The organism is Sorangium sp. So ce394 (assembly GCF_051474665.1).
Lineage (GTDB): Bacteria > Myxococcota_A > Polyangia > Polyangiales > Polyangiaceae > Sorangium > Sorangium cellulosum_D.
This window is the reverse complement of sequence record NZ_CP150339.1, coordinates 6,563,580-6,590,136: the sequence shown is the minus strand read 5'-3', so window position 1 is coordinate 6,590,136 and position 26,557 is coordinate 6,563,580. Positions and strand designations below refer to the sequence as shown.

The following is a 26,557-nucleotide window of genomic DNA, read 5'->3' as shown; positions in this document are numbered from 1 at the left end:
CGATCGACGACCCCCTGACGCGAATGAAAGCCTCCTCGCCCGACCCGGACAGGGCGCCGCTGCTCGAGGCGCGCGGCCTGACCAAGCGCTTTCCCGGCGTGCTCGCGCTCCACGACGTCCACCTCGCGCTCGGCCGCGGCGAGGTGCTCGGCATCGTCGGCGAGAACGGCGCCGGCAAGAGCACCCTCATGAAGATCCTCGCGGGCGTCGAGGCGCCCGACGCCGGCGAGATGCGCCTCGACGGGCGGCCGGTCGCGCTCGGCTCGGTGCGAGAGGCGCTCTCCCGCGGGATCGCGCTCATCCACCAGGAGCTCAACCTGGCGGAGAACCTCGATATCGCCGCCAACATCTTCCTCGGCCGGGAGCCGCGGCGGGGCGGCTTCATCGACGAGCGCAGGATGGAGCGGGACGCGCGGGCGATCATGGCGCGGGTCGGCCTCGCCTGCTCGCCGCGCGCGCTCGTCGGCGGCCTGTCCCTCGGGCAGCGTCACCTCGTGGAGATCGCCAAGGCGCTCTCCGCGAACGCCCGGGTGCTCATCATGGATGAGCCGACGTCGTGCCTGTGCCCTCCCGAGGCCGAGGCGCTGTTCGAGGTGGTGCGGGAGCTCCGCGCGGGCGGCATCGGCGTCGTGTACATCTCTCACCGCCTCGGCGAGGTGACGGCGCTGTGCGATCGCGTCCTCGTGCTGCGCGACGGCGAGAACGCGGGCGAGCTGCCGCGCGACGAGATGAGCCACGATCGCATCGTGCGGCTGATGGTGGGCCGCGATCTCTCCCAGTTCTATCCGCACGTCCCGCACCCGCCGGGCGAGCCGGTGCTCGAGGTCTCGGGCCTCCGGACGCCGCGGCACCCCGAGCACGCGCTCTCCTTCACGGTGCGCGCCGGCGAGATCGTCGGCGTGGCGGGGCTGCTCGGCGCGGGGCGCACGTCGCTGCTGCGGACGCTGTTCGGCGTCACGCCGGCGGCCGGGGGCGCCGTCCGCGTGGCCGGGCGGGCGTTCACCCCGCGCACCCCGCGCGACGCCATCGCCGCCGGCATGGGCCTGGTCCCGGAGGACCGCCAGCAACAGGGCATCATCCTGGAGATGGCGATCCGGGCGAACGTGAGCCTGCCGAGCCTCGCCGCGACGCAGCGCTACGGCGTCCTCGATCGCGCGGGCGAGCGCCGGATGTCGGCGCAGATCGTCCGAGAGCTCGGCGTGCGGACGCCGACCGACGTGCAGCCGGCGCAGCACCTCTCCGGCGGCAACCAGCAGAAGGTGGTCATCGGAAAGTGGCTGTCGATGTCGCCGCGCGTGCTCCTGCTCGATGAGCCGACCCGCGGCATTGACGTCGGCGCAAAGCACGAGATATACCAGCTGATGGAGCGATTGGCCGCGAGCGGCATGGCCACCTTGTTCGTCTCCAGCGACATGGAAGAGGTGATGGGCATGTCGGATCGTGCGCTGGTGATGCACGAGGGGCGCATCGCCGGGGAGCTCGGCCGCGCCGAGCTCCGCGAGGAGGCGATCATGCAGCTCGCGACCGGCAGCGACGCCGCGGCGTGACCCGGAGCCATCGGGCGGGATCGAGGCCAGAGGAGCATGCCTGTGACGACGACTCGTGATCTCCTGACGCGCGCGCGCGACAACGCGCCTGCCGCGCCCGCGCCGCTCGCGACGAGCACGCGGCGGAAGGTGCTCGGCGTCTTCTGGCTGCTCGTCGCCGTGTCGCTCGGGACCGCGCTCCTGAACGGCAGGTTCCTCCTGGCGGACAACCTCGAGAACCTGATCCGGCGGACGGCGCTGTTCGGCATCCTCAGCATCGGCGCCGGCTTCGTGATCATCACGGGCGGCATCGACCTGTCGATCGGCTCGGTCGTGGCGCTCGCCGGCTGCATGCTGCCGTGGCTCCTCGCGGTGGAGCGCTGGTCGCCCGCGCTGGCGGTGCCGCTCTTGCTCGGCATCTCGCTGTGCATCGGGCTCGCGCACGGGCTGCTCATCACGAAGCTCCGGCTCCAGCCGTTCGTGGTGACGCTCTGCGGGCTCCTGCTCTACCGGGGCACCGCGCGCGGGATCTCGGGCGATCAGACGCAGGGGTTCGGCGTCGGGTTCGAGTCGCTGCGGTACCTGTCGGTCGGCAGCCCGTTCGCCATCCCGGTGCCGTTCCTCTCGTGGATCTCGGAGGGCCGCTTCAGCCCCTACGCGGTGAACCCGTTCACGGGCGCGAGGACGCGCCTCGATCCGATCACGTGGATCGACATCCCGATGCCGTTCCTCCTGTTCCTCGGGATCGCGGTCGCGGCGTCGATCTTCCTGAACCGCACCATCTACGGCCGTTATCTGATGGCGCTCGGCCGCAACGAGCAGGCCGCCCGCTACAGCGGTGTCGACACCGACAGGATGACGATCCTCGCCTATGTCCTCTGCTCGGTGCTCTCCTGCTTCGGGGGCATGCTGTTCGCGCTGGAGGTCAACTCGGCCCAGCCGGTCGATTTCGGCAACTTCTACGAGCTCTACGCCATCGCCGCGGCCGTGCTGGGCGGCTTCAGCCTGCGCGGCGGCGAGGGGGCGGTGATGGGCGTGATCCTCGGCACGGCGCTGATGCAGGTGCTGCGCAACTCGATCAACATGCTGGGGGTCCCGACCCAGATCGAGTTCGCGGTCATCGGCGCGGTCATCCTGATCGGCGTCATCGCGGACGAGCTGGCCAAGCGCTACGCGGCGGCGCGGCGCAAGCTCGCCGGCTCGTGAGCGCCTGAGCGCGCGGCCCCACGCCGCCGAGAACACCGCGTCGACACGATGCGTAAGGCGCATCGTCGCTGTCCTCGCCTGGAGCCCGGCATGGCGGCGCGCGAGAGCGCGTTGTTTGCGTGCTAAGCTGAAAGATTGCCGGCGTTCCACGCGGCGCAGGAGCGAGCAGAGCGCAGGGGGCCGCTGCCGCGGATCGCCTGCACCACGTGGAAACATCAATCAAGTCGCTGGCTTATGGCAGCCGTGGAGAGCCCTCGCGCGGCGGCTGCCCGGGCGGAAAGGGGATGGCGTGATGCGGAACCGGATTTCTTGTGGAGCTATAATTTGTCATCTGGCGCTGGGGCTGGCGGGCTGTGCGGTCGGCGCGGAGGAGGCCTCGTTCGGGGCGTCGGCCGTCCCGTTTGAACAGGGCGGCGAGGCGGCGGCGAGCGATGTGAGAGCCGCCGCCGCCGGCCTCAGCGCGGCGGGCGCGGGGGCAGCGTCGGTGTGGGGGCCTGCCGAGAAGTCGTTCCTCGGCACGTCGACGACCTCGGCCTCGCGGGTCTACTTCACCGGGTACCGGGGCATCGTGTCCGAGGTGTTCTATCCGGTGCTCGACACGGTCAACACCGTCGACCTGCAGTTCATGGTGGGCGATACGGCGAAGACGTTCGTCGACGAGGAGAAGCAGCAGCAGAGCTACACCGTCACCCAGCCGGACAAGCGATCCATGCGGTGGCAGGCGGTCACCAGCAACATCCCCCACAACTGGCGGATCACCAAGAGCATCTTCACCGATCCGGGGCGCAACGCGCTGATCCAGCGCGTCCAGTTCGACGCGCTGAACGGCAGGAACGTCACCCAGTTCAACCTCTACCTGCTCCACAACCCGGCGATGGACAACTCCGGGGGCGGCGACACGTCGAAGACCGTGGCGGCGGGCGGGCGCACGATGCTCGTCGCCTCGGAGAACAACCGCTTCTCGGCGCTCGCCACCTCGCAACCGTGGAAGGTGCTGACGAGCGGCGGCCTGCCGATGGTGTCGAGCGGCTTCGTCGGCGCGACCGACGGCTGGACCGACCTGCTCGGCGGCAGCTCGGACAAGACGATGAGCTGGCGCAACGACCTCGCGAGCGGCGGCAACGTGGCGCAGATGGGCTGGGTCGATCTCGGCGCGAGCGCGGTCACCAGCGTCTCGTTCGACGTGGTGCTCGCCTTCGGCGCCACCGAGGCGGAGGCGACGACCACCGCGAACGCGACGCTCGGCAGCAACCTGACCACCCTGCGAACCACCTACGACAGCGGGTGGAACGCCTACGCGAGCGGGCTCGACAACCAGGGCGGCACCGCCGACGATCAGTATTACCTCGCGGCGATGTCGCTGAAGACGATCCAGGACAAGTCGAACGGCGCCATGATCGCCGGGATGGGCACGCCGTGGGGCGAGACCAACGGCGACGCCAACAACGGCGGCTATCACCTGGTCTGGCCGCGCGATCTGTTCAAGTTCGCCAGCGCGCTGGTGACGGCCGGGGACACGGCGACCGCGACCTCGGTGGTCAATTACCTGTTCAACACGCTCCAGCAGTCGAGCGACTGCGGCACCTCCGAGTACAACGCGCCGAGCTGCCCGCAGGGCTACAGCCGCGTCGGCCGCTTCCCGCAGAACGCCTGGGTCAGCGGGTGGCAGTACTGGCAAGGCACGCAGATGGATGAGCAGGCGATGCCGATCATCCTGGCCTGGCGCCTCGGCCCGTCGGTGTACAACCCGCTGTGGTCGAAGATCAAGAAGACCGCCGACTACATCGTCAACACCGGCCCCTGGACCCAGCAGGAGCGCTGGGAGGAGAACTCCGGATACTCGCCGTCGACCATCGCCGCCGAGATCGCCGGCCTCGTCTGCGCCGCCGCGATCGCGCGCGACAACGGCGACACGACCAGCGCGGCCCGCTACATGGCCGCCGCCGATTACTGGCAGCAGAACGTCGACCGCTGGACGTTCACGACCACCGGCTTTCACGAGGTGAACGGCCAGCACAGCTATCATGTCCGCATCAACCCGTCGCTGCCGGGCAATGTCGGAACAGGGCCGCAGCGTTATAACCCCGTGTCCGGGCCGGACGCGGCGACCCCCCTCACCATCGGCAACGGCGGCGGCACGCACGACCATCGCTACATCGTCGACGGCGGGTTCCTCGAGCTCGTGAGGATGGGGGTGAAGCGCCCGGACGACGCGTCGATCGTGGCGACGATGAAGATCTACGACAATGTCCTGAAGCGGACCATCGCCGGCAAGGGCGACGCCTGGTTCCGCTACAACTACGACGCGTACGGCGAGGAGAACGCGGTGGACGGCGGCGGCAACTTCGACGGCAACGGCGGCCGGGGCCGGCTGTGGCCCATCTTCACGGCCGAGCGCGGCATGTACGAGATCGCCCTCTTCGGCCTCGGCAGCAAGGGCAGCCCCTACCTCACCGCGGTCAAGGCGTTCTCGACGCCGCAGGGCTTCATCCCGGAGCAGGTGTGGAGCGAGACGACGAACGTCACCGGCTGGGTCGTCGAGAAGCCGTCGAACGCCACGGCGGGCACCCCGACGAGGTCGATGAGCCCGCTGAACTGGGCCATGGGCGAGTACATCAGCCTGCTGGCGTCGATCCGCGCGGGCAAGGTCGTCGACATCCCGTCGGTGGTCTGCAGCCGCTACAACGCCTGCGTCGTGCCCCCCGCGTCCGGCCAGGCGAGCGTCGTGTTCAACGTGACCGCGAGCACCGTGGTCGGTCAGCACGTGTACGTCACCGGCAACACCGCGGCGCTGGGCAACTGGAATACCGCTCTCGCCATCCCGGTCGATCCGCGCAGCTACCCGGTGTGGACGAACCGCGTCAACCTGCCGGCCGGCAGCGCCGTGCAGTACAAGTACCTCCGCACGAACTTCGATGGCTCCGTCACCTGGGAGAACCTGCCCGGCGGGGGCAATCGCACGCTGAACACCCCGGCGTCCGGCGGGACGCTCACGCGAAACGACACCGTGACCTGGTAAGGCCAGGGCGGCGCGGGCGAGACCCTCAGGGCTGCATGAGCCCGCGGATCACCTGCTCGGCCTGCTCGACGAGCGCCGCCACGAGCTCGGCCGCCGGCCGCGGCCTGGCGAGGGCGGCGCTCTGCCCGGCCCAGAGCGAGAGGTAATCCTCGCGCCCCGCCGCGGCGGCGGCCCGGCGGATCGGCTGCGTGAGCCAGTTCTGGACCGGATACTCCGGGATCTCGTGCTCGTGCGGCGTCAGGGCCTCGACGAACGCGTTGGGGATGCCCCGCGCGGTGCGGCCGGAGAACACGCGGGTGAGCACGGTCGTGCGCGCGCGCGGCGAGGCCAGCGCGCCGCGGTGGCCGGCGCTCGCCCCCGACTCCTCGCAGGCGAGGAACGCCGTCCCGATCTGCACCCCGCTGGCGCCGAGCGCGAGCGCCGCCGCGACGCCGCGGCCGTCGGCGATGCCGCCCGCGGCGACCACCGGGGCCCGCACCGTGTCCACCACCTGCGGGACGAGCGACAGCGTGCCGACCAGCGACTCCCGCACGGGCCGCAGGAACGCGCCCCGATGTCCGCCCGCGTCGCTGCCGGAGGCGACGATGATGTCGACCCCGGCCTGGTCGAGCGCGACCGCCTCGTCGACCGTGGTGGCGGTGCCGATGACGGCGATCCCGCGCGCCTTCGCGCCCTCGATGACCGGGGCGGGCGGGACCCCCATGACGAAGCTCAGGGCTTGCGGCCTCGCCTCGAGCGCGGCCTCGACCTGCTCCTCGAAGCGCGGGGCGAACGCGCTGGGCACCTCGGGGTCGGGCAGGTCGAGCTGCCGCAGCATGGGGCGCAGGCGCGCCACGTGCCGCTCGAGCTCCGCCGCGTCGATGGTGGTGGGCTCGCCGGGCTGGGGCACCCAGAGGTTGACCGCGAACGGGTGCGGCGTGAGCCGCCGGAGCTCGGGGATGAGATCGCCGATCTGCGATGGCGTCAGGGCGTGCGCCCCGAAGGAGCCGAGCCCGCCGGCGTTCGAGACGGCGGCCGCGAGGGCGGTGGTGGACAGGCCGCCCCCGAAGGGGCCCTGGATGATCGGGAGACGGAGTCCGAGCTGTCGGGTGAGGCGGGTATCGGTCCACATGGCAGGGCTCTAGGTGGGGCAGAGGGTCGAGACGTCGATCGGGCACTCCAGCGTGCGGAGCCATGCGTCGGCGAGCGCGTCGACCGCGGCGGCGCCGGCGCTGTCCGTCGCTGCCTTGATGACGTCGATGAGGTCCTGCGTCCGCGCGGCGGTCCCCACGTTCGCCCTGTAGAAGTCGCCGAGGGCCTGGTCAAGCGCGCCGACGCCGATCGCGTCGGCCACCTCGCGGAAGAAGAACGCGCCCTTCATGTAGGGCACGTTCGACCAGAGCGGGTCGGTCATGATATCGATCTCGTTGCAGGTGTCCGGCAGCGCGATGGTGTTCTTGGCGTCCGCGGGGTCGCAGACGCCCTTGAGATCGCACTCGTACGACGGCCAGACCTCCACGCCGAGCTCCTCGAGCGCGCGGGCCGCCAGGTACGAGGCGGTGCCTTCGGAGAGGACGAAGTCCTCCCAGCAGGCGATGCGCACGCCGTTGCCGAACCAGCCGTGGGCGGCCTCGTGCGCATTGACCTCTTCGCGGTCGAGAGAGCCGCTCGACAGGTGCCAGAAGGGGTGATGTTCCATGCCGCCGTAGTCTCCGCCGCCCCAGTCGGCCGAGACGGTCCCCACGCTGTCGCCGAGGGGGTAGGGGCCGTAGGTGGTCTCCAGGAAGTCGACGACGTCGACGAGGTGCGCGGTGCCGGTCGCGGCGTCGACCTCCTGGTCGGGCAGGTACCACACGCTGACCCGGGTGCCTGCGGTCGTGACGCCGAGATCCAGCTCGGTGAACGCGCCGACGGCGATCGCGGGCATGTACGAGGGCGCGTCGGTGGGAATGGTCTCCGGATAGATCGCGGTCATGCCCTCCGGCACCCCGGTCACGCGCATCGTGAACCGCACGCCGTCCGCAGGATCGGATTTGCACGGGAAGAGGTTGCCGCAGAAATAGGGCCAGAGGAACGACACCCCCGCTTCCGGCATCCACCCGTCGAAGCCGTCGTGGGGCTTGAATGCATAATCGATGATGACCGTGGCGTCGCTCCCGGTCGACGGCACGCTGACGTGGAGCGCGCCGGCGCCCACAGCGTAGTCGAGGTCGCCCGATGGATCCGCGACCGACACGATGTCGAGGTCGCCGATCTCGAACGACGCGGCCGTGCTGTCCGACGCGGCGAGCACGATGGTCGCCCTGCCCGCCAGGCTGGCGAGGTCGAGCTCGAGGGCCGTCGAGAGGATGTCGCGGGTCCAGTCCTCGGCAGCGGGGCTGCCGCCGGAGCCGCCAGTGCCGCCGGCTGAGCCGCCGGTGCCGCCGCCTGAGCCGCCTGAGCCGCCGCCTGAGCCGCCGGTGCCGCCGCCTGCGCCGCCGGAACCGCCAGTGCCGCCGCCTGCGCCGCCGGAGCCGCCGGTGCCGCCGCCTGAGCCGCCCGAGCCGCCGGTGCCGCCGCCTGAGCCGCCGTCGCCACCCGAGCCGCCGTCGCCGCCCGAACCGCCGTCGCCGCCCGCCGTGCTCGAGCTGCTGGCCGCGCCAGCGCCGCCATCACCGCCGCTGCCTGCGCCCTCGTCGTCGCCGCAGGCTGCCGCCGCCGCGAGGGTCGCCGAGGTCACGATCGATAACCAGAGGGGAGTGCGCCGCATGCCTTCGCTCCTGGAGCAGGAGCGCGCATGCTAGGCGACCGCGAATCGCGCTCGAAGAAAGCTGCGTCGTTTCAGCTGCTCCTCTCGACGGCCAGCGGCAGCGTGAAGAACACCCGCGTTCCCCGGCCGAGCTCGCTCTCCACGCGGATCACGCCGCCGTGGCGCTCCACGAGGTTCTTGCAGATCGAGAGGCCGAGCCCCGTGCTCTTCTCGCCGCCCGTCGTCCGGGTGCTCGTCCTCCGGAACTTGCAGAACAGGCCGCTGATCTCCTCCGGGCGGATGCCGAGGCCCTGATCCTCGATCACCACCTCGACCGCCTGGCCGAGCCGCCGCGCGCGCACCGTCACCGTCGTGCCCGGATGAGAGAACTTGAAGGCGTTGCTGAGCAGGTTGCTCAAGACCTGCTCGATCCGCTCGACGTCGCAGCGGACGGGCGGGAGATCGGCGGGCGCGTCGATGGCCAGGGCGATCTGCTTGCGGCGGGCGCCGTGCTCGTTCAGCGATATCGCCGCCGCGATCAGGCCACGCAGGTCGGCGTCCTGGAGGCGAAGCACGATGTTCCCTTGCTCGAGCGTCGTGATGTCGAGCAGATCCTCGAGCAGCTGCAGCGCGAACTCGGCGTTGGCCTGGATCTTCAAGAGGTGGCGGCGCGCGTCCTCGCGCCCGGCGGAGGCGCCCCCGAGCTGCATCGCCGAGAACCACTGGATCGCCGCGATCGGATTGCGCAGATCGTGCGCGGCGATGCCCACGAGCTCATGGCTCCGCTGGCTCTGCTCGGCGAGCCGCTCGTTCTCCCTGCGGAGCGTCTCGGCGCTCGCCTCCAGGCGATCGAGGCGCCGATTGCGGTCGCAGAGCCGATCGTGCTGGGCGAACGCGTCCCGCACGACGGCGGCGAGCGCCGGCGGGTCCCACGGCTTGGCGATGAACCGGTACACGCCGCCGTCGTTGATGGCCTGGATCGCCGCGTTCGTGTCCGCATAGGCCGTCATGAGGAGCCGGACGGTCTCCGGAAACTCGGCCTTGACCGCCGCGTAGAGCTCCGTGCCCGTCATGCCCGGCATCCGCTGATCGCTGAGGACGACGGGGATGGCCCGCGCGCGCAGGAGCGCATGGCCCTCTTCGGCGCTCTCCGCGGTGAGGACCTCGTAGTCGCGCCGGAGCTCGCGGCGGAGCGCCTTCAGGGTCTCGCGCTCGTCGTCGACGATGAGCAGGGCGCGGCGCTCGCCGGGCGCGCTCGTCATCGATCGAGCTCCTTCGGCAGCGTGATCGTGAAGGTGCTCCCGGCCCCCGGGGTCGAGCGGACCGCGAGCGTGCCCCCGTGCTGATCCACGACGATCTTGTGCGAGATCGTGAGGCCGAGCCCCGTGCCCTGCCCGACGGGCTTGGTCGTGAAGAACGGATCGAAGATCCTGCCGAGGACGTCATCGGTCATCCCGGCGCCGTTGTCCTCGAACTCGAGGGCGACCTGGCGCCCCTCGTCCCGCGCGCGGATCGCGATGCGGCCGTTCCCCGGGCCGCGGCACTCGACCGCCTGGGCCGCGTTGATGAGCAGGTTCAGGAACACCTGGCTGAGCTCCGCCGGCTTGCACCGCACCTTCGGCAGGTCGTCCCACGCCACCGTCACCTGGACGCCGCCGCTCCGCAGCGCTGGGCCCGCGATCGCGAGGGTGCTCTCCAGGCTCTCCCGCAGGTCGGAGCCCTCCACCTCCGCCTGGTCGAGCCGCGCGAAGGTCCTGAGATCCTCGACGATCTTCTGCACGCGCGCGAGGCCGCCGAGGGTGCCTTTCACGAGATCGCCCGCGTCCTCGCGGAGAAACTCGAGGTCGGCGTCCTCGCGGAGCGCCGCGGCGACGCCCGCCACGTCGCCCGGGCGCTCGCGGAGCGCGGCCGCCTCGAGCGCCTCGTAGGCGGCGAACAGCCGCACGAGCGACGCTCCCAGGGTGTGCACGTTGCTGCGGACGAAGGCGAGGGGGTTGTTGATCTCGTGGGCCACGCCGGCGGCGAGCTTGCCGAGGGCGTTCATCTTCTCCGAGTGGACGAGCATCGATTGCGTGGCGCGCAGCTGCCCGAGCGACCTCTCGAGCGCCTTCTGCTCGGACACGAGCCGCCGCTGGAGGCTCGTGATCCTCGAGTTGAGCGCGGACACCTCGGCGACCACGCGCTCGAGCTCGACGACGTCGAACTCGGCGAGGATCAGCAGCGCATCGTCGAACCGCCACACCTCGCCGCGGACGCTGTGCGCGATCGAGCGGAGATCCCCGAAGTGCAGGATGCCGCGGTGGACCGGCGCGTCGCCGCCGCGCGCCGCCGCGGCGAGCTGCGGAATGCTCGGGCTGACGAGGCGGGCCGGCTCATCCGCGCGTCCGAGCAGCCGGCGCATGCCGCGGTTCGCGAGCCGGGGCGCGCCGTCCGGCGCGAACACGCCCACGGCGAGCGCGGTGGAGTCCATGAGGAACGAGCCGGCGAGCTCTGCGACCCTGCCGTCGAGCTGCCCTGTCGCCGGCAGGGCCAATCCCATCTCTTCTTCGTTATCTCCTGTGCTTCGCGGCTCGCGCGGTGCCATCGGACTCCGGGCCTCTCGTTCCGGTCGGGACGACCTGTTCTTGGCAGGCTGGCGCGAAGCTCGCTAGACGAAACCGTACCGCGCTGGCGCCGCCGCTCGCCCGCGCTGGCAAGATCGGCGCCGGAGCGCGCCGGGCAAGGTCATGCGGCGCGCGCGGTGAGGAGCTGCTCCGCCGCGCCGACGGCCCCCTTGGCGGTCAACGCCGAGCCGTCGGCGCCGACCTGCCTCCAGAGGTCGGAGACGGCGCAGAACGGCCGGCCGCCGGCCAGGACGACGACCCCCTTGCACCGCTCGTCGCGGCGCGCGGCGGCGATGAGATCGCCGACGCTCGCGAGGTGCTCGCCGAGCGCGGCCGAGACCGCGAGGACGTCGGCCTTGCAGCGGACGACCGCGTCAATCACGTCCTGGGCCGGCGTGCTGGCCCCGAGATAGAAGGTGTCCCAGCCCGCCATCTCGAAGAAATCGGCGACGAAGCGCGCGCCGATCTCGTGGAGGTTGCCGTCGACCGCGGTGGCCACGAGCCGTAGGCCGGCGCGATCGGAGCTCGGGACGAGCGGGTACAGCTGATTGATGACCATCTGGGTGACCGCCGTGCAGTAGTGCTCCTCGGCGATGCTGAGCTGATGGAGCTGCCACAGCCGGCCCACCTCGTACTGGCACGGCTGCAGGACGTGAGCATAGATGTCCCCGATCGGCGTGCCCAGCTCGACCGCCTCCCGGATGAGCCTCATGGCCCGCCGCCGGTCCCGCTGGAGGAGCGCGTCGAGGTAGCCGCACGCGAGCACGCCGAGCGGGGCCTCGGGCCGGACGAAGCTCGGAGGTTCGACGCGCACCGAGGTGAGCCGATCGATCGCCGCGGACAGGTACCTCCGCGGCGCCTCGGCGAGGTGCTCCGGCAGCGCGATCGCGAGGACGTCGCCGAGCGCGCCGAGGTGGCCCACGAGCTCGGCGGGGTCGAGGCCGAAGCCGACGAGCAGCGCCTGCGCCCAGTCGGCGTACGCGCTGAAGAGCTCGGGCGACCCCAGCTCGACGGCCGCGGCGAGCTGCGCGAGGTGGCGCCGGGCGTCCTCCAGGCAGCGGGCGCGCCGCTCGCCGTGGGCGAGCGCGTCCGCCGGCCGCCGCGCGTAGCTGAGCGCCACGCTCATCGCGGCGACGCGCGCCGCCGACATGCGGAGCGCCTCCGCCGCCGAGGCGGCCTCGCCGGGCGCGGGACCGGCCGGGGGGACGGCCGCCAGCGCCGCCGGCGTCACGAGGGGCGCGCCGCCGAGGCGCCGCCGGCCGGCGGCGAGGACGCCTTGCGCGAGCGCGGCGAGCGCCGGGTCGAGCTGCTCGCCGATGCTCTCGCCGAGCGCTTCCAGCGCGGCGGCGAGCGCGCTCTTGGGCACGCCGAGCCCCTCGAGGAGCACCGCCGCGAAGGCGCAGTGCTCGCCGAGCTCCTCGTCGACCCCGGCGCGCAGCGCCGCCGCGAGCGCGTCGATGTGCGCGCCGAGGTCCAGGTCGCACCGCGCGAGGGCCTCGCGGGCGCTGGGGGCAACCTGCGCGGCCGCCGCGCCCTGCAGGCGCCCGAGCGCGGCTGCCGTCAACGCTTCGCGGGAGGCGAGGAGTCGATCCGCCGCCCTGTCGCGCTCTGCGATCGCCATATCGACCCATCTTGCGACGCGCGCTCGCCGGCGCACGTCCCGTATCGCACGAGCCCGCCCGGGGCGTTCCGGCGGGCGGCGCGCGCCTGCCCGCGGGCGCTGCCCGCGCCGGCTGCCCGCCGGGCTTGAGCGGGCGTCCCGCTTCAAGGTACGGTATCTCTCGCATCGCAACGAAGCGTCGTTGCCCGGGCGCGGGAGCTGAAGAACGATGTCGATCTCCTTGGTGCGGAACAGCTACGGCAAATCGAGGGTGCGGCTCGTCAAGGTCCGCCGCGCGGACGGGCGGCACGAGCTCACCGACATCGACGTCGACATCCAGCTCGAGGGCGATTTCGACGACGCCTACACGCGGGGCGACAACAGCAAGGTGCTGCCCACGGACACGATGAAGAACACCGTGTACGCCCTCGCCAAGGGCCACCCGGTCGAGCCGATCGAGGACTTCGGCGTCCTGCTCGCCGAGCACTTCCTCGGGAAGGCCCACACCCGGCGGGCGCGGGTCGCCATCGCGGAGAACGTCTGGTCGCGCATCGACGCGGGCGGCGCGCCGCACCGGCACGCCTTCCTCCGCGCCGGGGCCGAGCGGCGGACCGCGGAGATCACGGCGGGGCCCGGCGGGGTCGAGATCGTGTCCGGCATCGAGGATCTGCTCGTCCTCAAGACCGGCGGCTCGGCGTTCTCGGGCTTCCCGCGCGACAAGTACACGACGCTCAAGGAGACGGAGGACCGCATCCTCTCCACGCTCATCCTGGCGCGATGGCGCGCGGCGGCCCGCGACGAGGCCCCCACGGCGACCTGGGAGCGCGCCCGACGCGCCCTGCTCGAGACGTTCGCCGAGCAACACAGCCTCTCGGTCCAGCACACCATCCACGCGCTCGGGGAGGCCGTGCTCGCGGCCTGCCCGGCCGTCGACGAGCTGAGCCTCTCGCTGCCGAACAAGCATTGCTTGCTCGTCGATCTCTCGCCCTTCGGGTTCGGCAACGACAACGAGATCTTCGTCCCCGTCGACGAGCCGCACGGCCTCATCCATGCCACGATGAAGCGCGGTGGATGACCGGCGCGCAGGGGGGCTATCCTCTCGCGTCCGATGGCTCGCGAAGCACCGCCCCCCGCCGCAGCGACGGCCGACGAAGCAGCGCCGGCCGACGAAGACGACGGCGCGTTCCTCCGCCGCATCCGGAGCCACCCGCTCCGCCGCTTCCTCGGCCCTCCGCGCACGTACCTGCTGACGCGCTTCGTCCTGCTCCGCCTGCTCGGCTTCGTCTACTTCATCGCGTTCTTCTCGCTCGCCCGGCAGCTCGGCCCGCTCCTCGGCCCGGACGGGCTCCTGCCGGCGGACCGGTTCCTCGAGCGCCTCCTCGCCGTGACCGGCTCGCCCGGCGCCGCGTTCCGCCGGCTCCCCACGCTCTTTCTGTGGCTCGGCGCCTCCGAGGGCGTCCTCCTCGCCGCCGCGTGGGCCGGCGTCGCGCTGTCGCTCGCCGTGTGCGCCGGCGTCACCAACGCGATCGTGCAGCTCGCGCTCTGGGCGCTTTATCTCTCGTTCGTGCACATCGGGCAGGTCTTCTATGGCTATGGCTGGGAGCACCAGCTCGCCGAGACCGGCTTTCTGGCCATCTTCCTCTGTCCCGTGCGCGGCCTCCGCCCGTTCCGGTCGCCGCCGCCGCCGGTCGTGGTGATCTGGCTCTTCCGCTGGCTCATCTTCCGGATCATGCTCGGCGCCGGCCTCATCAAGCTCCGGGGCGACCCGTGCTGGCGCGACCTCTCGTGCCTTGTCTATCATTACGAGACGCAGCCGGTGCCGAACCCGCTGAGCTATTACCTTCACCAGCTCCCGCGGCCGGTGCACGCGCTCGGCGCGCTGTTCAATCACCTCGTCGAGCTGGTCGTCCCCTGGTTCGCGTTCGGCCCCCGCCGCGCCCGGCACGCGGCCGGCGTGCTCCTCGTGCTCTTCCAGGTCCTGCTCATCGCGAGCGGCAACCTCTCGTTCCTCAACTGGCTCACCATCGTCCCGGCGCTCGCCTGCTTCGACGACGGCGCCCTCGGCCGGCTCCTCCCGGCGCGGCTCAGGGAGCGCGCCGCGGCGCTCTCCCAGGAGTGCTCGCCGTCCCGCGCGCACCGCGCCGCCGCCGCCCTGCTCGCGGTCCTGGTGCTCTGCCTCAGCGTGAGCCCGGTCATGAACCTGCTCTCGCCGCGGCAGGCGATGAACGCCACGTTCGACAGCTTCGGTCTGGTGAACACCTATGGTGCGTTCGGCAGCGTCGGCCGGGAGCGCTACGAGGTGATCCTGGAGGGCACGAGCGACGAGGCGCTCGGGGAGGGGACGCGGTGGCTCGAATACGACCTGCCGTGCAAGCCGGGCGACGTGCGCCGGCGCCCGTGCGTCATCACGCCGTACCATTACCGCCTCGACTGGCAGATCTGGTTCGCCGCGTTCGGGAGCTACGAGAGCGAGCCGTGGCTCGTTCATTTCATCTACAAGCTCCTCACGGGCGACCCGGGCGCGCAGCGCCTGCTCGGGACGAACCCGTTTCCCGGCGCGCCGCCCCGGTACATCCGCGCCGAGCTCTACCGGTACAGCTTCACCCGCATCGGCGACGGCAGCGGCGCGTGGTGGCGCCGCGAGCGCGTCGGACCGTACCTGCCGCCGCTGTCCGCCGACGACCCGGCGCTGCGCCGCTTCCTCGCCGCGCATGGATGGCTGCGGCTGCCTGCCTCCCGCGCGGCCGCGCCCGCGGATGACGAAGATGGCAGGAGCGGAGTCGAGGACGCCCCGTAATCCTCCGGAGCGCGCGCGGCGCGCCGGCGCTCCCCGGAGCAGCCCGGCGCCCTCGCGCGGTCCGATTTCTGGCGCGCTCGTGATCAAGGCGCCCCAGCGCGGGCATTCAGGGGATCGCGGTCCTGGTTTCGGCGCGGTGGCGCGGAGAGACACGATAGCTTCGGCGTGAGTGCAATTTTCTTGGCCCGAGTCGCCGAGCGCGTGCCGAAACTTCACCGTAGGTGGTGAACGACGGTAGGAGGTCACGGTATGGCTGACTTAAGGGTTCGTCGCTGGCGAGGCTGTCTCGCGGCCACCGCGACGCTCGCGCTGACGCTCGCGGCCGGGTGCGACGGGACGATCGGGGCGGCGGGCGCCGGGGACGGGGAGGACGTCCCGGGGTCCGGACAAGGCGGTCCGCAGGCGTGCGCGGGGACCGAGCGGCTCCTCGCGCCGCAGCGGCGCCTGACGCGATTCGAATACAACAACACGGTTCGAGATCTGCTCGGAACGTCGCTTACCCCTGCCGATCAATTCCCGGTGGACGAGGTCGCCGGCGGGTTCAACAACAACGCGTCGGTGCTGACGATATCGTCGCTGCACGCCGAGAAATACCTGCTGGCCGCCGAGGCGCTCGCGGCCGAGGCCGTGGCGGGCGATCTGTCGAAGCTATTGCCGTGCGACCCGGCCGCCGTCGAGGGCCAGGCCGAGGCGGAGGCGGCGTGCGCGCGGAAGTTCGTCGAGACCTTCGGCCGCCGCGCGTACCGCCGGCCGCTCGCGCCAGAGGACGTCGACCGGCTGATGCGCGCCTACGACGCCGGGCGCACGGGCGGGTCGCTGCGCGAGGGGATCGAGGTGGTCATCCGGGCCGCGCTGCAGTCGCCGAAGTTCCTGTTCCGCCTGGAGCTGCGCCACGATCTCGACGGCTCCGCGCCGAAGGTGCGCCTCGATCCGTACGAGATGGCGTCCCGCCTCTCCTACCTCGTCTGGGCGTCGGGCCCCGACGACGAGCTGCTCGCGGCCGCCGAGGCCGGATTGCTCGAGACCCGCGAGCAGCTCGCCGAGCGAACCCGCGCGATGCTCGAGAGCCCGCGGGCGCGCCGGGCCATCGCGGAATTCTACAAGCAGTGGCTCAACCTCGGGAGGCTCGACACCATCGTCAAGCAGGAGAGCGCCTTCCCCGGGTTCGACGATGAGCTCGTCGCGGGGATGCGCGCCGAGACGCCCGCGTTCATCGAGCACGTGCTGTGGTCGGGGGACCGGAAGCTGTCGAGTTTGCTCACGCTGCCCGTCGGCTTTGCCACCGAGCCGGTCGCCGAGCTGTACGGCGTGTCGGTCCCGCCCGGCACGACCACGCCCCAGCTCGTCGAGCTCCCGCCCGAGCAGCGCGCCGGGCTGCTCACGCAGCCCGCGTTCCTGGCCGTCCATGCGCACCCGGATCAGACGTCTCCGGTCCTGCGCGGCAAGGCGATCCGGCAGAAGTTCCTGTGTTACGATCCGCCGCCGCCCCCGGACGACGTCGACCTCACGCCGCCCACGGGCGAGGAGGGCGCCACGGCGCGCGAGCGGTTCCAGCAGCACTCCTCCGACGCGTCGTGCGCCGGTTGCCATCAGCTGATGGATCCCATCGGCTTCGCGTTCGAGAACTACGATGCTGTCGGCGCGTACCGCACCGAGGAGGGCGGGCAGGTGATCGACAGCTCCGGCGAGATCTTCCGGTCCGCGGACGTGGATGGGCCGTTCGTCGGCGTCCGCGAGCTGGCGGAGCGGCTCGCCGGGAGCGAGCAGGTCCGTGAGTGCCTCGCGACACAGTGGTTCCGCTACGCGGCGGGCCGCTTCGAGACGGACGGCGACGGATGCTCGCTCGACCGGCTGCGCGGCGGGTTCCACGCCTCCGAGGGCGATCTCGTGGAGCTCATCGTGGCCACCACGCAGACCGAGGCGTTCATGTTCCGCAGCGCGATCGCGGCAGAGGAGGAGTGAGATGAGACAGCGAATGATCTCCAGGCGGCGGATGCTCCAGGGCGCGCTGGCGGCGACGGCGACGATCCCGCTGCTCAACTCCGAGCTGGCCCGCGGGGACGAGACCACCGCGCCCAAGCGCTTCGTGGTGTTCTACACGCCGAACGGCACGCTCGAGTCGCAATGGATGCCCCAGGGCACCGAGACCAACTTCACGCTGAGCCCGCTCTTGCAGCCGCTCTCGCCGTTCAAGGCGAAGCTGATCCCGCTGCGCGGGATCAACATGAACGTCGTGGTCAACTCCAACATCGGCTCCGAGCACGCGCGGGGCATCGGCGGCCTGCTCACGGGGCGGGCGCTGCTCCGGGGCAATTTCCGGAGCTTCAACTCCAACAACGCCGGCTGGTCGTCGGGGATCTCGCTCGACCAGCACATCGCGAACAAGCTGAAGCCCCCGACGCTGTTTCGCACCCTGGAGCTCGGCGTCCAGGTCCGCGACGCGGAGGTGCGCGGCCGGATCTGCTACGCCGGGCCCGATCAGCCGATCCCGCCGCGCGAGGATCCCTACGACACGTTCCAGCAGCTCTTCGGGGCCTCGGTGCCGGGCCAGGGCCAGGGCAGCTCCGATGCGCTGGATCGGCTCCGCGCGCAGCGGCGGACCGTGTTCGACATCCTCCGCGAGGACATCGCCGACGTGCGGCCCCGCATCGGCCGGGAAGATCGCGTGAAGCTCGACGCGCACCTGCAGTCGATCCAGGACATCGAGGCGCGCCTGGCCGGCGGCAGCTCGTCGACCGGCGGCGGCCCGACCGCGAGCTGCCAGGGCCCGGCGCTCGGCGATCGCATCGACCTCTCGGACGACGCGAACATGCCCGCCATCGGCAAGCTCCAGATGGACATGGCGGCCGCGGCGCTCGCGTGCGACCTCACCCGGATCTGCACGATCCAGTGGTCGTACGCCGAGAGCGAGCACCTCTATCCGTTCCTCGATCTCCAGGGGAACCACCACGCCATCTCCCACCAGTGGGACACCCAGGGCAAGGCGCAGTACTCGAAGATCCACACGTGGTTCGCCGAGCAGCTCGCCTACTTGCTCGGCAAGCTCGACTCGTACGCGGAAGGGGATGGCACGCTCCTCGACAACACCGTGGTCCTGTGGGTCACCGAGATCAGCGAGTCGACGCAGCACGCGCTCACGAACATGCCGTTTTTGCTCGCCGGCAGCGCGGGCGGGGCCTTCCGCACCGGCCGCTTCGTCGACTACCTGGCGAACGGCGGCTCCGCCCGCCAGCACAACGACCTGCTGGTCTCGATCGCCAACGCGATGGGGACCGACGACACGACCTTCGGCGACCCCCAGTTCTGCACCGGGCCGCTCCCCGGCCTCACCTGACCGCCCCCCGCCGGCGGGACACACGCGCCCCATAGCGCCGCGATCTGCCTCGGTCGCGGCCGTACCTCGCCGGCGCCGCGCCCTCTCGGGTCTTGCATTTTTGCCGCCACCGCTTGCAGTTTCCGGCCGTTGTCTTGCGCCGTTGCAAGAACCATCCTGGGCTCATGAACAACGCATCGCCCACCCCGGGCTCCTCTTCCCAGCTCCACGTCGTGCTCGGCGCCGGCCAGATCGGCCCGCGCGTCGCGGATCTCCTGCTCGCGCGCGGGCATCGCGTGCGCCTCGTGCAGCGCACCCGCCGCGCTCCGGAGCGGCCGGGGCTCACGTCGGTGTGCGGCGACATCACCGATTTCGCCTTTGCCGAGGAGGCCACGCGCGGCGCGAGCGTGGTCTACGATTGCATGAACCCGCCTTACCATCTCTGGCCCACGCAGCTCCTGCCCATCGCGCGGGGCGCCGTGCACGGCGCGGGCAAGGCGGGCGCGAAGCTCGTGGCGCTCGATTGCCTCTACATGTACGGCGTGCCCGACGGGCCCATGCGCGAGGGCTCGCCGCGCCGCCCTTGCAGCAAGAAGGGCGCGCTGCGCGTCGACCTCGAGGAGATGCGCCTCGGGGCCCAGCGTCGCGGCGACGTGCGCGTCGCCATCGGGCGCGCCAGCGACTTCTTCGGCGCCAACGTGCCGCTGTCCGCCTGGGGCGAGCGCTTCTATACGCGCGCGCTCGCCGGTAAGGCCGTGGAGTGCATGGGCGATTCCGACATGCCTCACTCCTATACGTACGTGGAGGACGTGGCGCGCGGCCTCGTGACGCTGGGCGATCGGGAAGAGGCCATGGGCCACATCTGGCACCTGCCGACGGCGCCCGCCGAGAGCACGCGCGCGCTCGCGCGGCGCCTCGGCCGCGCGCTCGGGGTCGAGGTGGAGGTCGCGCGGGTCCCGCGCCTCGCGCTGCGCGCGGTGGGCCTGTTCTCGCCGTTCGTGCGCGAGGCCGTCGAGATGGCGTACCAGTGGGACGTGCCTTATGTCATCGACGACACGCGATTCCGCGAGACCTTCGGCTGGTCGGCGACTCCCGTGGAGCGGCAGGTCGCGGACGTCGCGGCCTGGGCCCGGAACCGGTACAACCTCGCCGCCCCGAACGCCGCGCCGGGGATCCCGGCGGGCGCGCGCTGATCGGCCGGCACGAGCGGCCGAGTTCGTCGAGGCTGGGTGTTCGCCCGAGAGCGGAACATCGCAGCGCTGCCATAGCGCGCGCGAAGGCCTTGACAAGCCTGGTTGAAGGACTCGAGATGGTGCTCTTTCTGGAGGGCATCATGCGTCTCGATTCCTTGTCTCCGACGGTGTGCCTGCTGGTCGCGGGCGTCGGCCTCGCGGCCTGCGATGCCGGTACGGCCGAGGGCGCCGGGAGCGCGACACCCGGGGACGGCGTCACCTCGGGGGTCGGCGCCTCCGGCGGCGGCGGCGCGCCCGGCGGCGGCGTCACCTCGGGGGTCGGCGCCTCTGGCGTCGGCGGCGCGCCGGGCGACGGCGGGTCTGCCGGCGAGGGCGGTGGCCCGGAGCCGCTCCCGCCGGTCGGGCCTTTGGTCAACGGCATTCAGTGGGCCGACACCTCGGGCAATCCCATCCAGGCGCACGGGGGCGGGGTGATCAAGGTGGGCTCCTATTACTACTGGTTCGGCGAGAACCGGAACCCGGACGGGACGTTCTACGCCGTGTCCGCTTACCGCTCGTCGGACCTGCGGCGCTGGGAGCTCAGGAACCATGTGCTCACCATGGACTCCGACGAGGACCTCGACCCGGCCAACATCGAGCGACCGAAGGTGGTCTACAACGCGTCCACGGGCAAATACGTGATGTGGATGCACTGGGAGAACGGGGTGAACTACGGCGAGGCCCGGGCCGCGGTCGCGAGCTCGAGCACCGTGGACGGCGACTACACGTATCACGGCAGCTTCCGGCCGCTCGCGGGCACCGGGGTGACCGACCACGGCAAGCCCGGGTACATGTCCCGGGACTGCGGCCTCTTCGTCGACGACGACGGCAAGGGCTACTTCATCTCGGCCTCGAACGAGAACTACGATCTCAACCTTTATGCGCTGACCCCCGACTACCTGGCCGTGGACCGGCTGGCTGCGGTGCTGTTCCCCGGCGGACACCGGGAGGCGCCGGCGCTGTTCAAGCGGAACGGCGTCTATTTCCTGCTGACGTCCGGGGCCACGGGCTGGGACCCCAACCAGGCCAAGTACGCGACCTCTCGCTCCCTCGAGCGCGGCTGGTCGACGATGACCAACGTCGCCGACGGCACGACCTTCCACTCCCAGTCGACCTACGTGCTCCCGGTCCAGGGCAGCGCGGGGACGGCCTACCTGTACATGGGGGATCGCTGGGCGGGCGCCTGGGGCGGGCGGGTCAACGACTCGACCTATGTGTGGCAGCCGATCTCGTTCCCCTCGGACACGACGATGAGCATGACCTGGAACAACACGCTGACCATCGACACGGCGGCGGGCAGCGTCACCGGGGCGACGAACCGCTTCAAGCTCATGAACAGGAAGAGCGGCAAGGTGATGACGGTCGCCGGCGCGTCGTCCGAGGACGGGGCCGCGGTGGTCCAGAGCGCGGACGACGGCGGAGACAACCAGAAGTGGAGCCTCAACTACAACGGCGCGGGCTACTTCCGGCTGACCAACGTCAAGAGCGGCAAGGTGCTGGACGTCCCCGACGAGTCGAAGAGCGACGGGATCGCGCTGAAGCAATGGACGGACCACGACGGCGACAACCAGGCGTGGCTCTTCATCGATCTTGGCGGCGGCGACCTCCAGATCCGGAACAAGAACAGCGGCAAGCTGGTCGGGGTCGTCCAGGGCTCGACCGAGGACGCCGCCGCGATCGAGCAGCGGGGGAGCAGCGGCGGCGAGGAGCAGCGGTGGCAGCTCGTCGTGGCGAATTGACGGCGAACTGACGGCGAACTGACGGCGAATCGACGGGCGCGCGACCGGCGTCAGAGCACGATCGCGATGACGCCGGCGCCGATGAGCGCGGCAGCCCACGCCCGATCGAGGTTGAACCAGGCCGTGCGGAGGATCGCGACGCCGAGCCTGTGGTAGACCACGAGCGCGACCGCCGCGGCCGCCGCCATCATGGCGGCCGTGTGCACGAGGACGGCGGCGAGGTAGCCCGCGGGGCTCGTCAGCGACAGGCCAGCTGCGTTGTGACACCCGGCGCCATGGCACGGCGCCGGGTTGTCCGCGCCGAGCAGGAAGACCGGGAGCAGCATGAGCCCGGCGCCGTGCGCGGTGGCCATCAGGAAGGACCACCAGGTCAGATCGCGGAAGCCGACGCGCATCCCGACCCACCTCGGGTGGCGCGGCCTCACGAGCTTGAGCGCGCCGAACGCGATCAGCGCGATCGCCGTGATCCAGCGGAGCGCCGCGGCGGGCACGCTCGCGAGCCCGAGCCCGAGCAGCGCGACCGTGAGCCCGATCGAGGCGGCGTGGCCGAGCGCGATCGGCACGAGCGCCCGCCGCACCGCGCGGCCGCTCTTCTCCTGCAGGCCGAGCGCGACCGCGAACAGCCAGCCCATGCCCGGGTTGATGCCATGATAAGCGCCGAGGAGCGCCAAGGTGAGCCAGGGCGTCATGGCGAGCTAGGGATAGCAGAACGAATCCGAGGACGCGTCGCCCCCCTCGAGCCGCACCTGGTGAGGGCGCAAGGGGCCGAAGTCGACGAAGAACTCGGGGTCGAGCGCGATGCCGCCGCCGGGGGCCGCGTCGACCTTGGCCATCCAGCCGCCGACGCCTTCCGGATAGAACTGCTCGTCCCACGAGGCGTAGAGCGAGTTCGTGAAGTAGATGCGCCGCCCGTCGCGGCTCACCTCGACCATCTGCGGCCCGCCGCGCAGCGGCCCGGAGCGCTGGTGCGCGGCCCTGCGGACCACGCCCCCGAGGTGCACCGAGCCGGTCAGCTTCGGGTGGAACGGGTCCGACACGTCGTACTGGCGGAGCTCGCCCGTGCCCCAGCAGGACACGTAGAGGAACCGGTCGTCGAGGGAGAGGTTGATGTCGGTGATGAGGGGCGGGACGGCCTTGAAGCCCTCGAGCAGCGGCGGCAAGAGATCTGGCTCCGCCGGCTCGGCCGGCACCTCGATGACCTTGCGGATCGCCCACCGGTCGCCGTCGCGATGCCAGAGCCAGACCGAGGCGGAGAGGTCCTTGACGCTCACGACGACGCCGACGAAGCCATAGGCCTTGGTCGGGTCGTGCGCGGGGCGGAGCTCGAGCGCCATCTGGTGCTCGTCGCCGAGATCCAGCGCCTGGAGGTGCTTTCGCTTCCGGAGATCCCAGACATGGATCTTGTGGCCGTATTTCTTGCCGAGCAAGAGCTCCGGATTCACGCCGTCCTCGATCATCTTCGGCGTCCCCCACTCGCTCGTGAGCAGGGTGTCGTGGCCGAGGTGCCACCAGAAGTCGTAGTGGAGGAACTGCGGCCCGCGGTCGATCTCCCAGCGGCCGAGCACATCGAAGCTCTCGCAGTCGAGCACGAAGATGCCCCCTGGCCCTTCGCCCTCGGGGTTGCCGAGCGCGCTCACGTAGATGCCGTCGGGCCCGCAGTGCAGCGTGTGCGGGCGCGAGTAGCCGGCCCGCTTCGCGATCTCCTCGGCCCGGACCGTGTGGACGAGCTCGGGGCGGCGCGGGTCCGGCTTGACGTCGAAGACGAAGATGTTCGACGAGCGGAGCGCGGGCAGCAGGAGGAAGCGGCGCTCCACGTGGGGGTGCGGCGCGTACGGGCACAGCGAGGCGCTGCAGGCGTTCCAGCCCGAGTGGTGGAGCTCGTCGCCGTAGGTCGGCAGCTCGTTGACCGAGACGAGGGTGCCATACTCAGGCGACCTCGGGTCGAGGTCGACGACCGTGAGCGCGTCGTGGCGATGGTTGCCCGGGCGCTTCAGCGCGGCGCCCGCGTCGAGCGCCGTCACGTAGGCCAGCCGCTCGGGCGGCGCATCCATCGCCAGGCGCGGCGACGGGTAGAAGGTGGGATCCGGACGAAAGCGCATGCGCTGCGTCTCCTTGAGTTCTGGCGTTCGCGTGTTCTCCGGGGGCGCCGCCGCCGCTCCCGGCGGGACCGGCGCGCGACGCCCGCGGCGTGAGGCGGTGATGACGGTTCGTTGCCGGGTCGATGCGCTTCGTCCAAACGGCGGCGCTGCGCATCGACGTGGACCCGATCGGAGCGAGGACGTGCGTCCGTTATAACAGACGCCGCGGGCGGGATCTACGGTCGCGGTGGGCTTCCGGCGGCGCCGGGGCCCCGTGTGGGCGGCGAGGTGCCGCGGGGCACGCTACGAGCGCGCGCGGCTGCGGCGCGCGAGCGCGAGGCCCGCGAGCGCCGCGGCGAGCGCGGCGGCGCCGCCGGCAGAGCCCGCCGGGCCGGAGGTGCTGCACCCCGCTCCGGCCGGCGCGATGTCGGCGCCGGTGTCCATATCGACGTCGCCGAGCAGCTCGGCGCCGTCGGCCGACACCGGCAGCGCGTCGGGCTCGTGCAGATCCCGCGCCCACACCGTCGCGTCGAGCGCCTCGCTCTCGGCGAACGACGTGGACAGCACCTCGCGCTCGCCGAGGCCCTCCTCCCGCGCGAGCTCCTCGATCCCCGTCGCGGCGAGCCGCGCGGCGGCGCTGGCCGGGGTCGAGACCTCAAACAGCGTGTTGCCGATGGTCACATACCAGCTCCCGTCGAGCCAGCGGCCGTGCCCGATCTCGGTGCTGATCTGCTCCGGAATTCCCCCCGGGCGGCCGATATAGCGCTTGCCTTCGTACAGGAACAGGACCTCGCCGGCGTCGCTGATGCCGTCGTGGCCGACCCGGAGCTTCGCCTGGTCGAACCGGCTCGACTTCGGGAAATCGCTGATCTGGTGCTGCTCGCCGTCGGGCGTCCGCAGCCAGATCTGGTTGGCGTCGCCATCGCTCTTCAGGAAGGCGGCGTAGCCCGCGTGCGCCAGCAGCCCGGCAGAGGTGTGGGTGAGCGAGTCGCCGAGGAACACCTCCTCACCTTCCGCGGTGTAGAGGTAGCTAGAGCTCGTCATCCCATCCCACCACCGGCCGACGACGTTCGTTCCGTCGGTGATCGGCCGCTGCAGGTTGCCCGCGTGATCCCCGAGGATCGCGTTGCCCGGCCCGACGATGGACGCGCTCTCGTAGGTGCCGAAGAAGACGCCGCCCGACGCCGCAACGTCGGCCTGGAACGGCGATCGGCTCCCCGGGCTGTACCAGAGGGTCCGGTTCGCGCCCGTCGACAGCGTGTGCTCGTGCGCCCAGTCGTCGTTGTACGACGTCCACACGGCCGTATCGCCGTTCACGGCGTCGAGGCGCGGCGTTACCGTCGCGCTCGCGACCTGGCGCCGGACGCCGTCGGCCCAGGAGAGAATGTAGCCGGTCGCCGACTGGTACACGCACCCCGACGGCGTGAGCGCGCCATAGACCGCGCCGAGCTGGGGAGCCGCCCATTCCGGGATGGTCTCGATCCACGTGATCTGGTGGGTGGCGCGATCGAAGATCCCGATGCGACGGAGGTAATCCACGAAGAGGAACCGCGTGGCGTCGAAATCGAGGATGGTGCCGGGAGCGCGCTCGACGGCGGTGAGCCTCGGGCTGCGGTCGACGTAGATGGGGCCGACGGTCCTGGTGACGTTGGGGCCGATCCCGACGTTGGCCGAGACCGTGAGCGTGTACGTCTTGCCCGACGGGAGCCAGTTGCCGTTCCTGCCATTGGCCTCCTTGACGTACAGCCGTCCCGGGACGGGCTGCGGGTGGGGCGACCCGTCGTTGTTGTCGAACCCGTAGCTTCCGCTATCGGTGTCGAACCGCGCCGAGAGCTGCTTGCACTCGTAGGGCGGCGTCGGGATGCACTTCGCTTCGAAGCGCCAGCCGGCCGTGAGGGTGTCGTGCGGCAGCACGTTCCACACCACGGTCGGGGGCGCGTACTGATGCACGATGCCCTCATCGCTCGCCCCCTCGCCGAACGTGTCGTACGCGTTGACGGTCACGACGTAAGGGCCGTAGGGGAGCTCGCCGCCGAGCTCGCCGAGATCGAACGCGCCCTCGTAGTAGCCGTCTCCCGTCGGCGTGAGCTCGATGGTGAGGCCCTCGAACTCCGCCTCGACGTAATAGATTTCGTCAGGGGACGACGCGGCGACGCGCACCGGGACGGTGCTGCCCTCGATGAGCGTGTGGTTCGGCTGGACGATGTCGACCGTGACGGCGGCGTCAGCGGCTTGCGCCGCGAGGAGCACGGTAAGAGCAACGGCTGTGCCAGTGTGCCGGTGGTAAGTTCTCATAGATCCTCCGTATTTCTGGGACTTCGGTGCGCCCGCAGCTTCTAGCATTCACCCCCGTCGGCGTCCGGGCGGTGCTTCCGCGGCGCGCGTGTGGGCGTGCGGCGGAGCGCCCGCGCGGCAGAAGAGGGTCCGGGCCTTCCGCCCCTCCGCAAGCCGGCTCCGAGAGATTCGGCCCGGCGAACCCGAACGGCGCGCCCGGCTTGTTTGTGCGCCGCGTTGGGCAGCGCGATGACGCGGGCGAGCCAACCCTGACCCGTGCCGCCGTCACGCCTGCGCTCCTCACCGAGGTCTAGGTAACGATGCCAGTCCAGCTTTCGCCAAGCCGATCTGGATATCAGCATGAATTCAACGCCATCGAGGAACGGGCCGAGTGGGAGATCGTCGCCTTCGCGAGGCGATCTCGGCCTCTCCCGACCTGGTGGAGCTGCCGACCGCCCGCGCG

Annotated in this window: 17 protein-coding genes; 9 read left to right on the top strand and 8 right to left on the bottom strand. The window is 71.3% G+C overall.

Features of this window, described 5'->3' with window-relative positions:
• Positions 1–23: 23 nt before the first annotated feature.
• The 3 genes from WMF33_RS24220 (at position 24) to WMF33_RS24210 (ending at position 5,751) form a co-directional block, all read left to right on the top strand.
• Complete coding sequence (locus WMF33_RS24220; protein ID WP_437339333.1) at positions 24–1,547, top strand: sugar ABC transporter ATP-binding protein; 1,524 nt, start codon at positions 24–26, stop codon at positions 1,545–1,547.
• Positions 1,548–1,583: 36 nt separating this feature from the next.
• Positions 1,584–2,732, top strand: a complete 1,149-nt coding sequence (locus WMF33_RS24215) for an ABC transporter permease (RefSeq protein ID WP_437339332.1) — start codon at positions 1,584–1,586, stop codon at positions 2,730–2,732.
• A 433-nt stretch (positions 2,733–3,165) separates the two neighbouring features.
• A complete protein-coding gene (locus WMF33_RS24210) occupies positions 3,166–5,751 on the top strand; it encodes a glycoside hydrolase family 15 protein (protein ID WP_437339331.1) in 2,586 nt (861 codons plus the stop codon).
• A gap of 25 nt (positions 5,752–5,776) precedes the next feature.
• Here the strand turns inward: WMF33_RS24210 and WMF33_RS24205 are convergent, their stop codons facing one another.
• From WMF33_RS24205 to WMF33_RS24185, 5 genes are all read right to left on the bottom strand, one after another.
• Positions 5,777–6,862, bottom strand: coding sequence for an NAD(P)H-dependent flavin oxidoreductase (locus tag WMF33_RS24205; RefSeq protein ID WP_437339330.1), 1,086 nt, complete (start codon positions 6,860–6,862; stop codon positions 5,777–5,779).
• 9 nt (positions 6,863–6,871) lie between these two features.
• The gene (locus WMF33_RS24200) at positions 6,872–8,479 is read right to left on the bottom strand and encodes a M1 family metallopeptidase (protein WP_437339329.1); all 1,608 of its coding nucleotides are present in this window, start codon (positions 8,477–8,479) and stop codon (positions 6,872–6,874) included.
• A 71-nt stretch (positions 8,480–8,550) separates the two neighbouring features.
• The gene (locus WMF33_RS24195; protein ID WP_437339328.1) at positions 8,551–9,720 is read right to left on the bottom strand and encodes an ATP-binding protein; all 1,170 of its coding nucleotides are present in this window, start codon (positions 9,718–9,720) and stop codon (positions 8,551–8,553) included.
• Positions 9,717–10,997 carry a sensor histidine kinase gene (locus WMF33_RS24190; RefSeq protein WP_437339327.1) on the bottom strand — a complete coding sequence of 427 codons (1,281 nt, stop codon included), beginning with the start codon at positions 10,995–10,997 and terminating at the stop codon, positions 9,717–9,719. The genes WMF33_RS24195 and WMF33_RS24190 overlap by 4 nt, the downstream gene beginning before the upstream one ends.
• Before the next feature lie 185 nt (positions 10,998–11,182).
• A complete protein-coding gene (locus WMF33_RS24185; RefSeq protein WP_437339326.1) occupies positions 11,183–12,682 on the bottom strand; it encodes a cobalamin B12-binding domain-containing protein in 1,500 nt (499 codons plus the stop codon).
• A gap of 208 nt (positions 12,683–12,890) precedes the next feature.
• Here WMF33_RS24185 and pucL point away from each other — a divergent pair, with 208 nt between their 5' ends.
• The 6 genes from pucL to WMF33_RS24155 all read left to right on the top strand — a co-directional run bounded on the left by pucL (position 12,891) and on the right by WMF33_RS24155 (position 21,742).
• Positions 12,891–13,736: a factor-independent urate hydroxylase gene (gene pucL / locus WMF33_RS24180; protein WP_061627932.1), complete on the top strand. Its 846-nt coding sequence runs from the start codon at positions 12,891–12,893 to the stop codon at positions 13,734–13,736.
• A gap of 33 nt (positions 13,737–13,769) precedes the next feature.
• Positions 13,770–15,458 carry a lipase maturation factor family protein gene (locus WMF33_RS24175; protein ID WP_437339325.1) on the top strand — a complete coding sequence of 563 codons (1,689 nt, stop codon included), beginning with the start codon at positions 13,770–13,772 and terminating at the stop codon, positions 15,456–15,458.
• 249 nt (positions 15,459–15,707) lie between these two features.
• Entirely contained in the window at positions 15,708–17,420 is a 1,713-nt protein-coding gene (locus WMF33_RS24170; protein ID WP_437339324.1) for a DUF1592 domain-containing protein, read from the top strand.
• A gap of 1 nt (position 17,421) precedes the next feature.
• Positions 17,422–18,792, top strand: coding sequence for a DUF1552 domain-containing protein (locus WMF33_RS24165; protein ID WP_437339323.1), 1,371 nt, complete (start codon positions 17,422–17,424; stop codon positions 18,790–18,792).
• A 164-nt stretch (positions 18,793–18,956) separates the two neighbouring features.
• A complete protein-coding gene (locus WMF33_RS24160; protein ID WP_437339322.1) occupies positions 18,957–19,964 on the top strand; it encodes an NAD-dependent epimerase/dehydratase family protein in 1,008 nt (335 codons plus the stop codon).
• 140 nt (positions 19,965–20,104) lie between these two features.
• Complete coding sequence (locus WMF33_RS24155) at positions 20,105–21,742, top strand: RICIN domain-containing protein (RefSeq protein WP_437339321.1); 1,638 nt, start codon at positions 20,105–20,107, stop codon at positions 21,740–21,742.
• 50 nt (positions 21,743–21,792) lie between these two features.
• Here the strand turns inward: WMF33_RS24155 and WMF33_RS24150 are convergent, their stop codons facing one another.
• The 3 genes from WMF33_RS24150 to WMF33_RS24140 all read right to left on the bottom strand — a co-directional run bounded on the left by WMF33_RS24150 (position 21,793) and on the right by WMF33_RS24140 (position 26,115).
• Positions 21,793–22,431, bottom strand: a complete 639-nt coding sequence (locus tag WMF33_RS24150; RefSeq protein ID WP_437339320.1) for a hypothetical protein — start codon at positions 22,429–22,431, stop codon at positions 21,793–21,795.
• Positions 22,432–22,437: 6 nt separating this feature from the next.
• On the bottom strand, positions 22,438–23,841 hold the full coding sequence (locus tag WMF33_RS24145) for a selenium-binding protein SBP56-related protein (protein WP_437339319.1): 1,404 nt from the start codon (positions 23,839–23,841) through the stop codon (positions 22,438–22,440).
• Between the two features lie 282 nt (positions 23,842–24,123).
• Entirely contained in the window at positions 24,124–26,115 is a 1,992-nt protein-coding gene (locus WMF33_RS24140; protein ID WP_437339318.1) for a hypothetical protein, read from the bottom strand.
• Positions 26,116–26,557 lie beyond the last annotated feature (442 nt).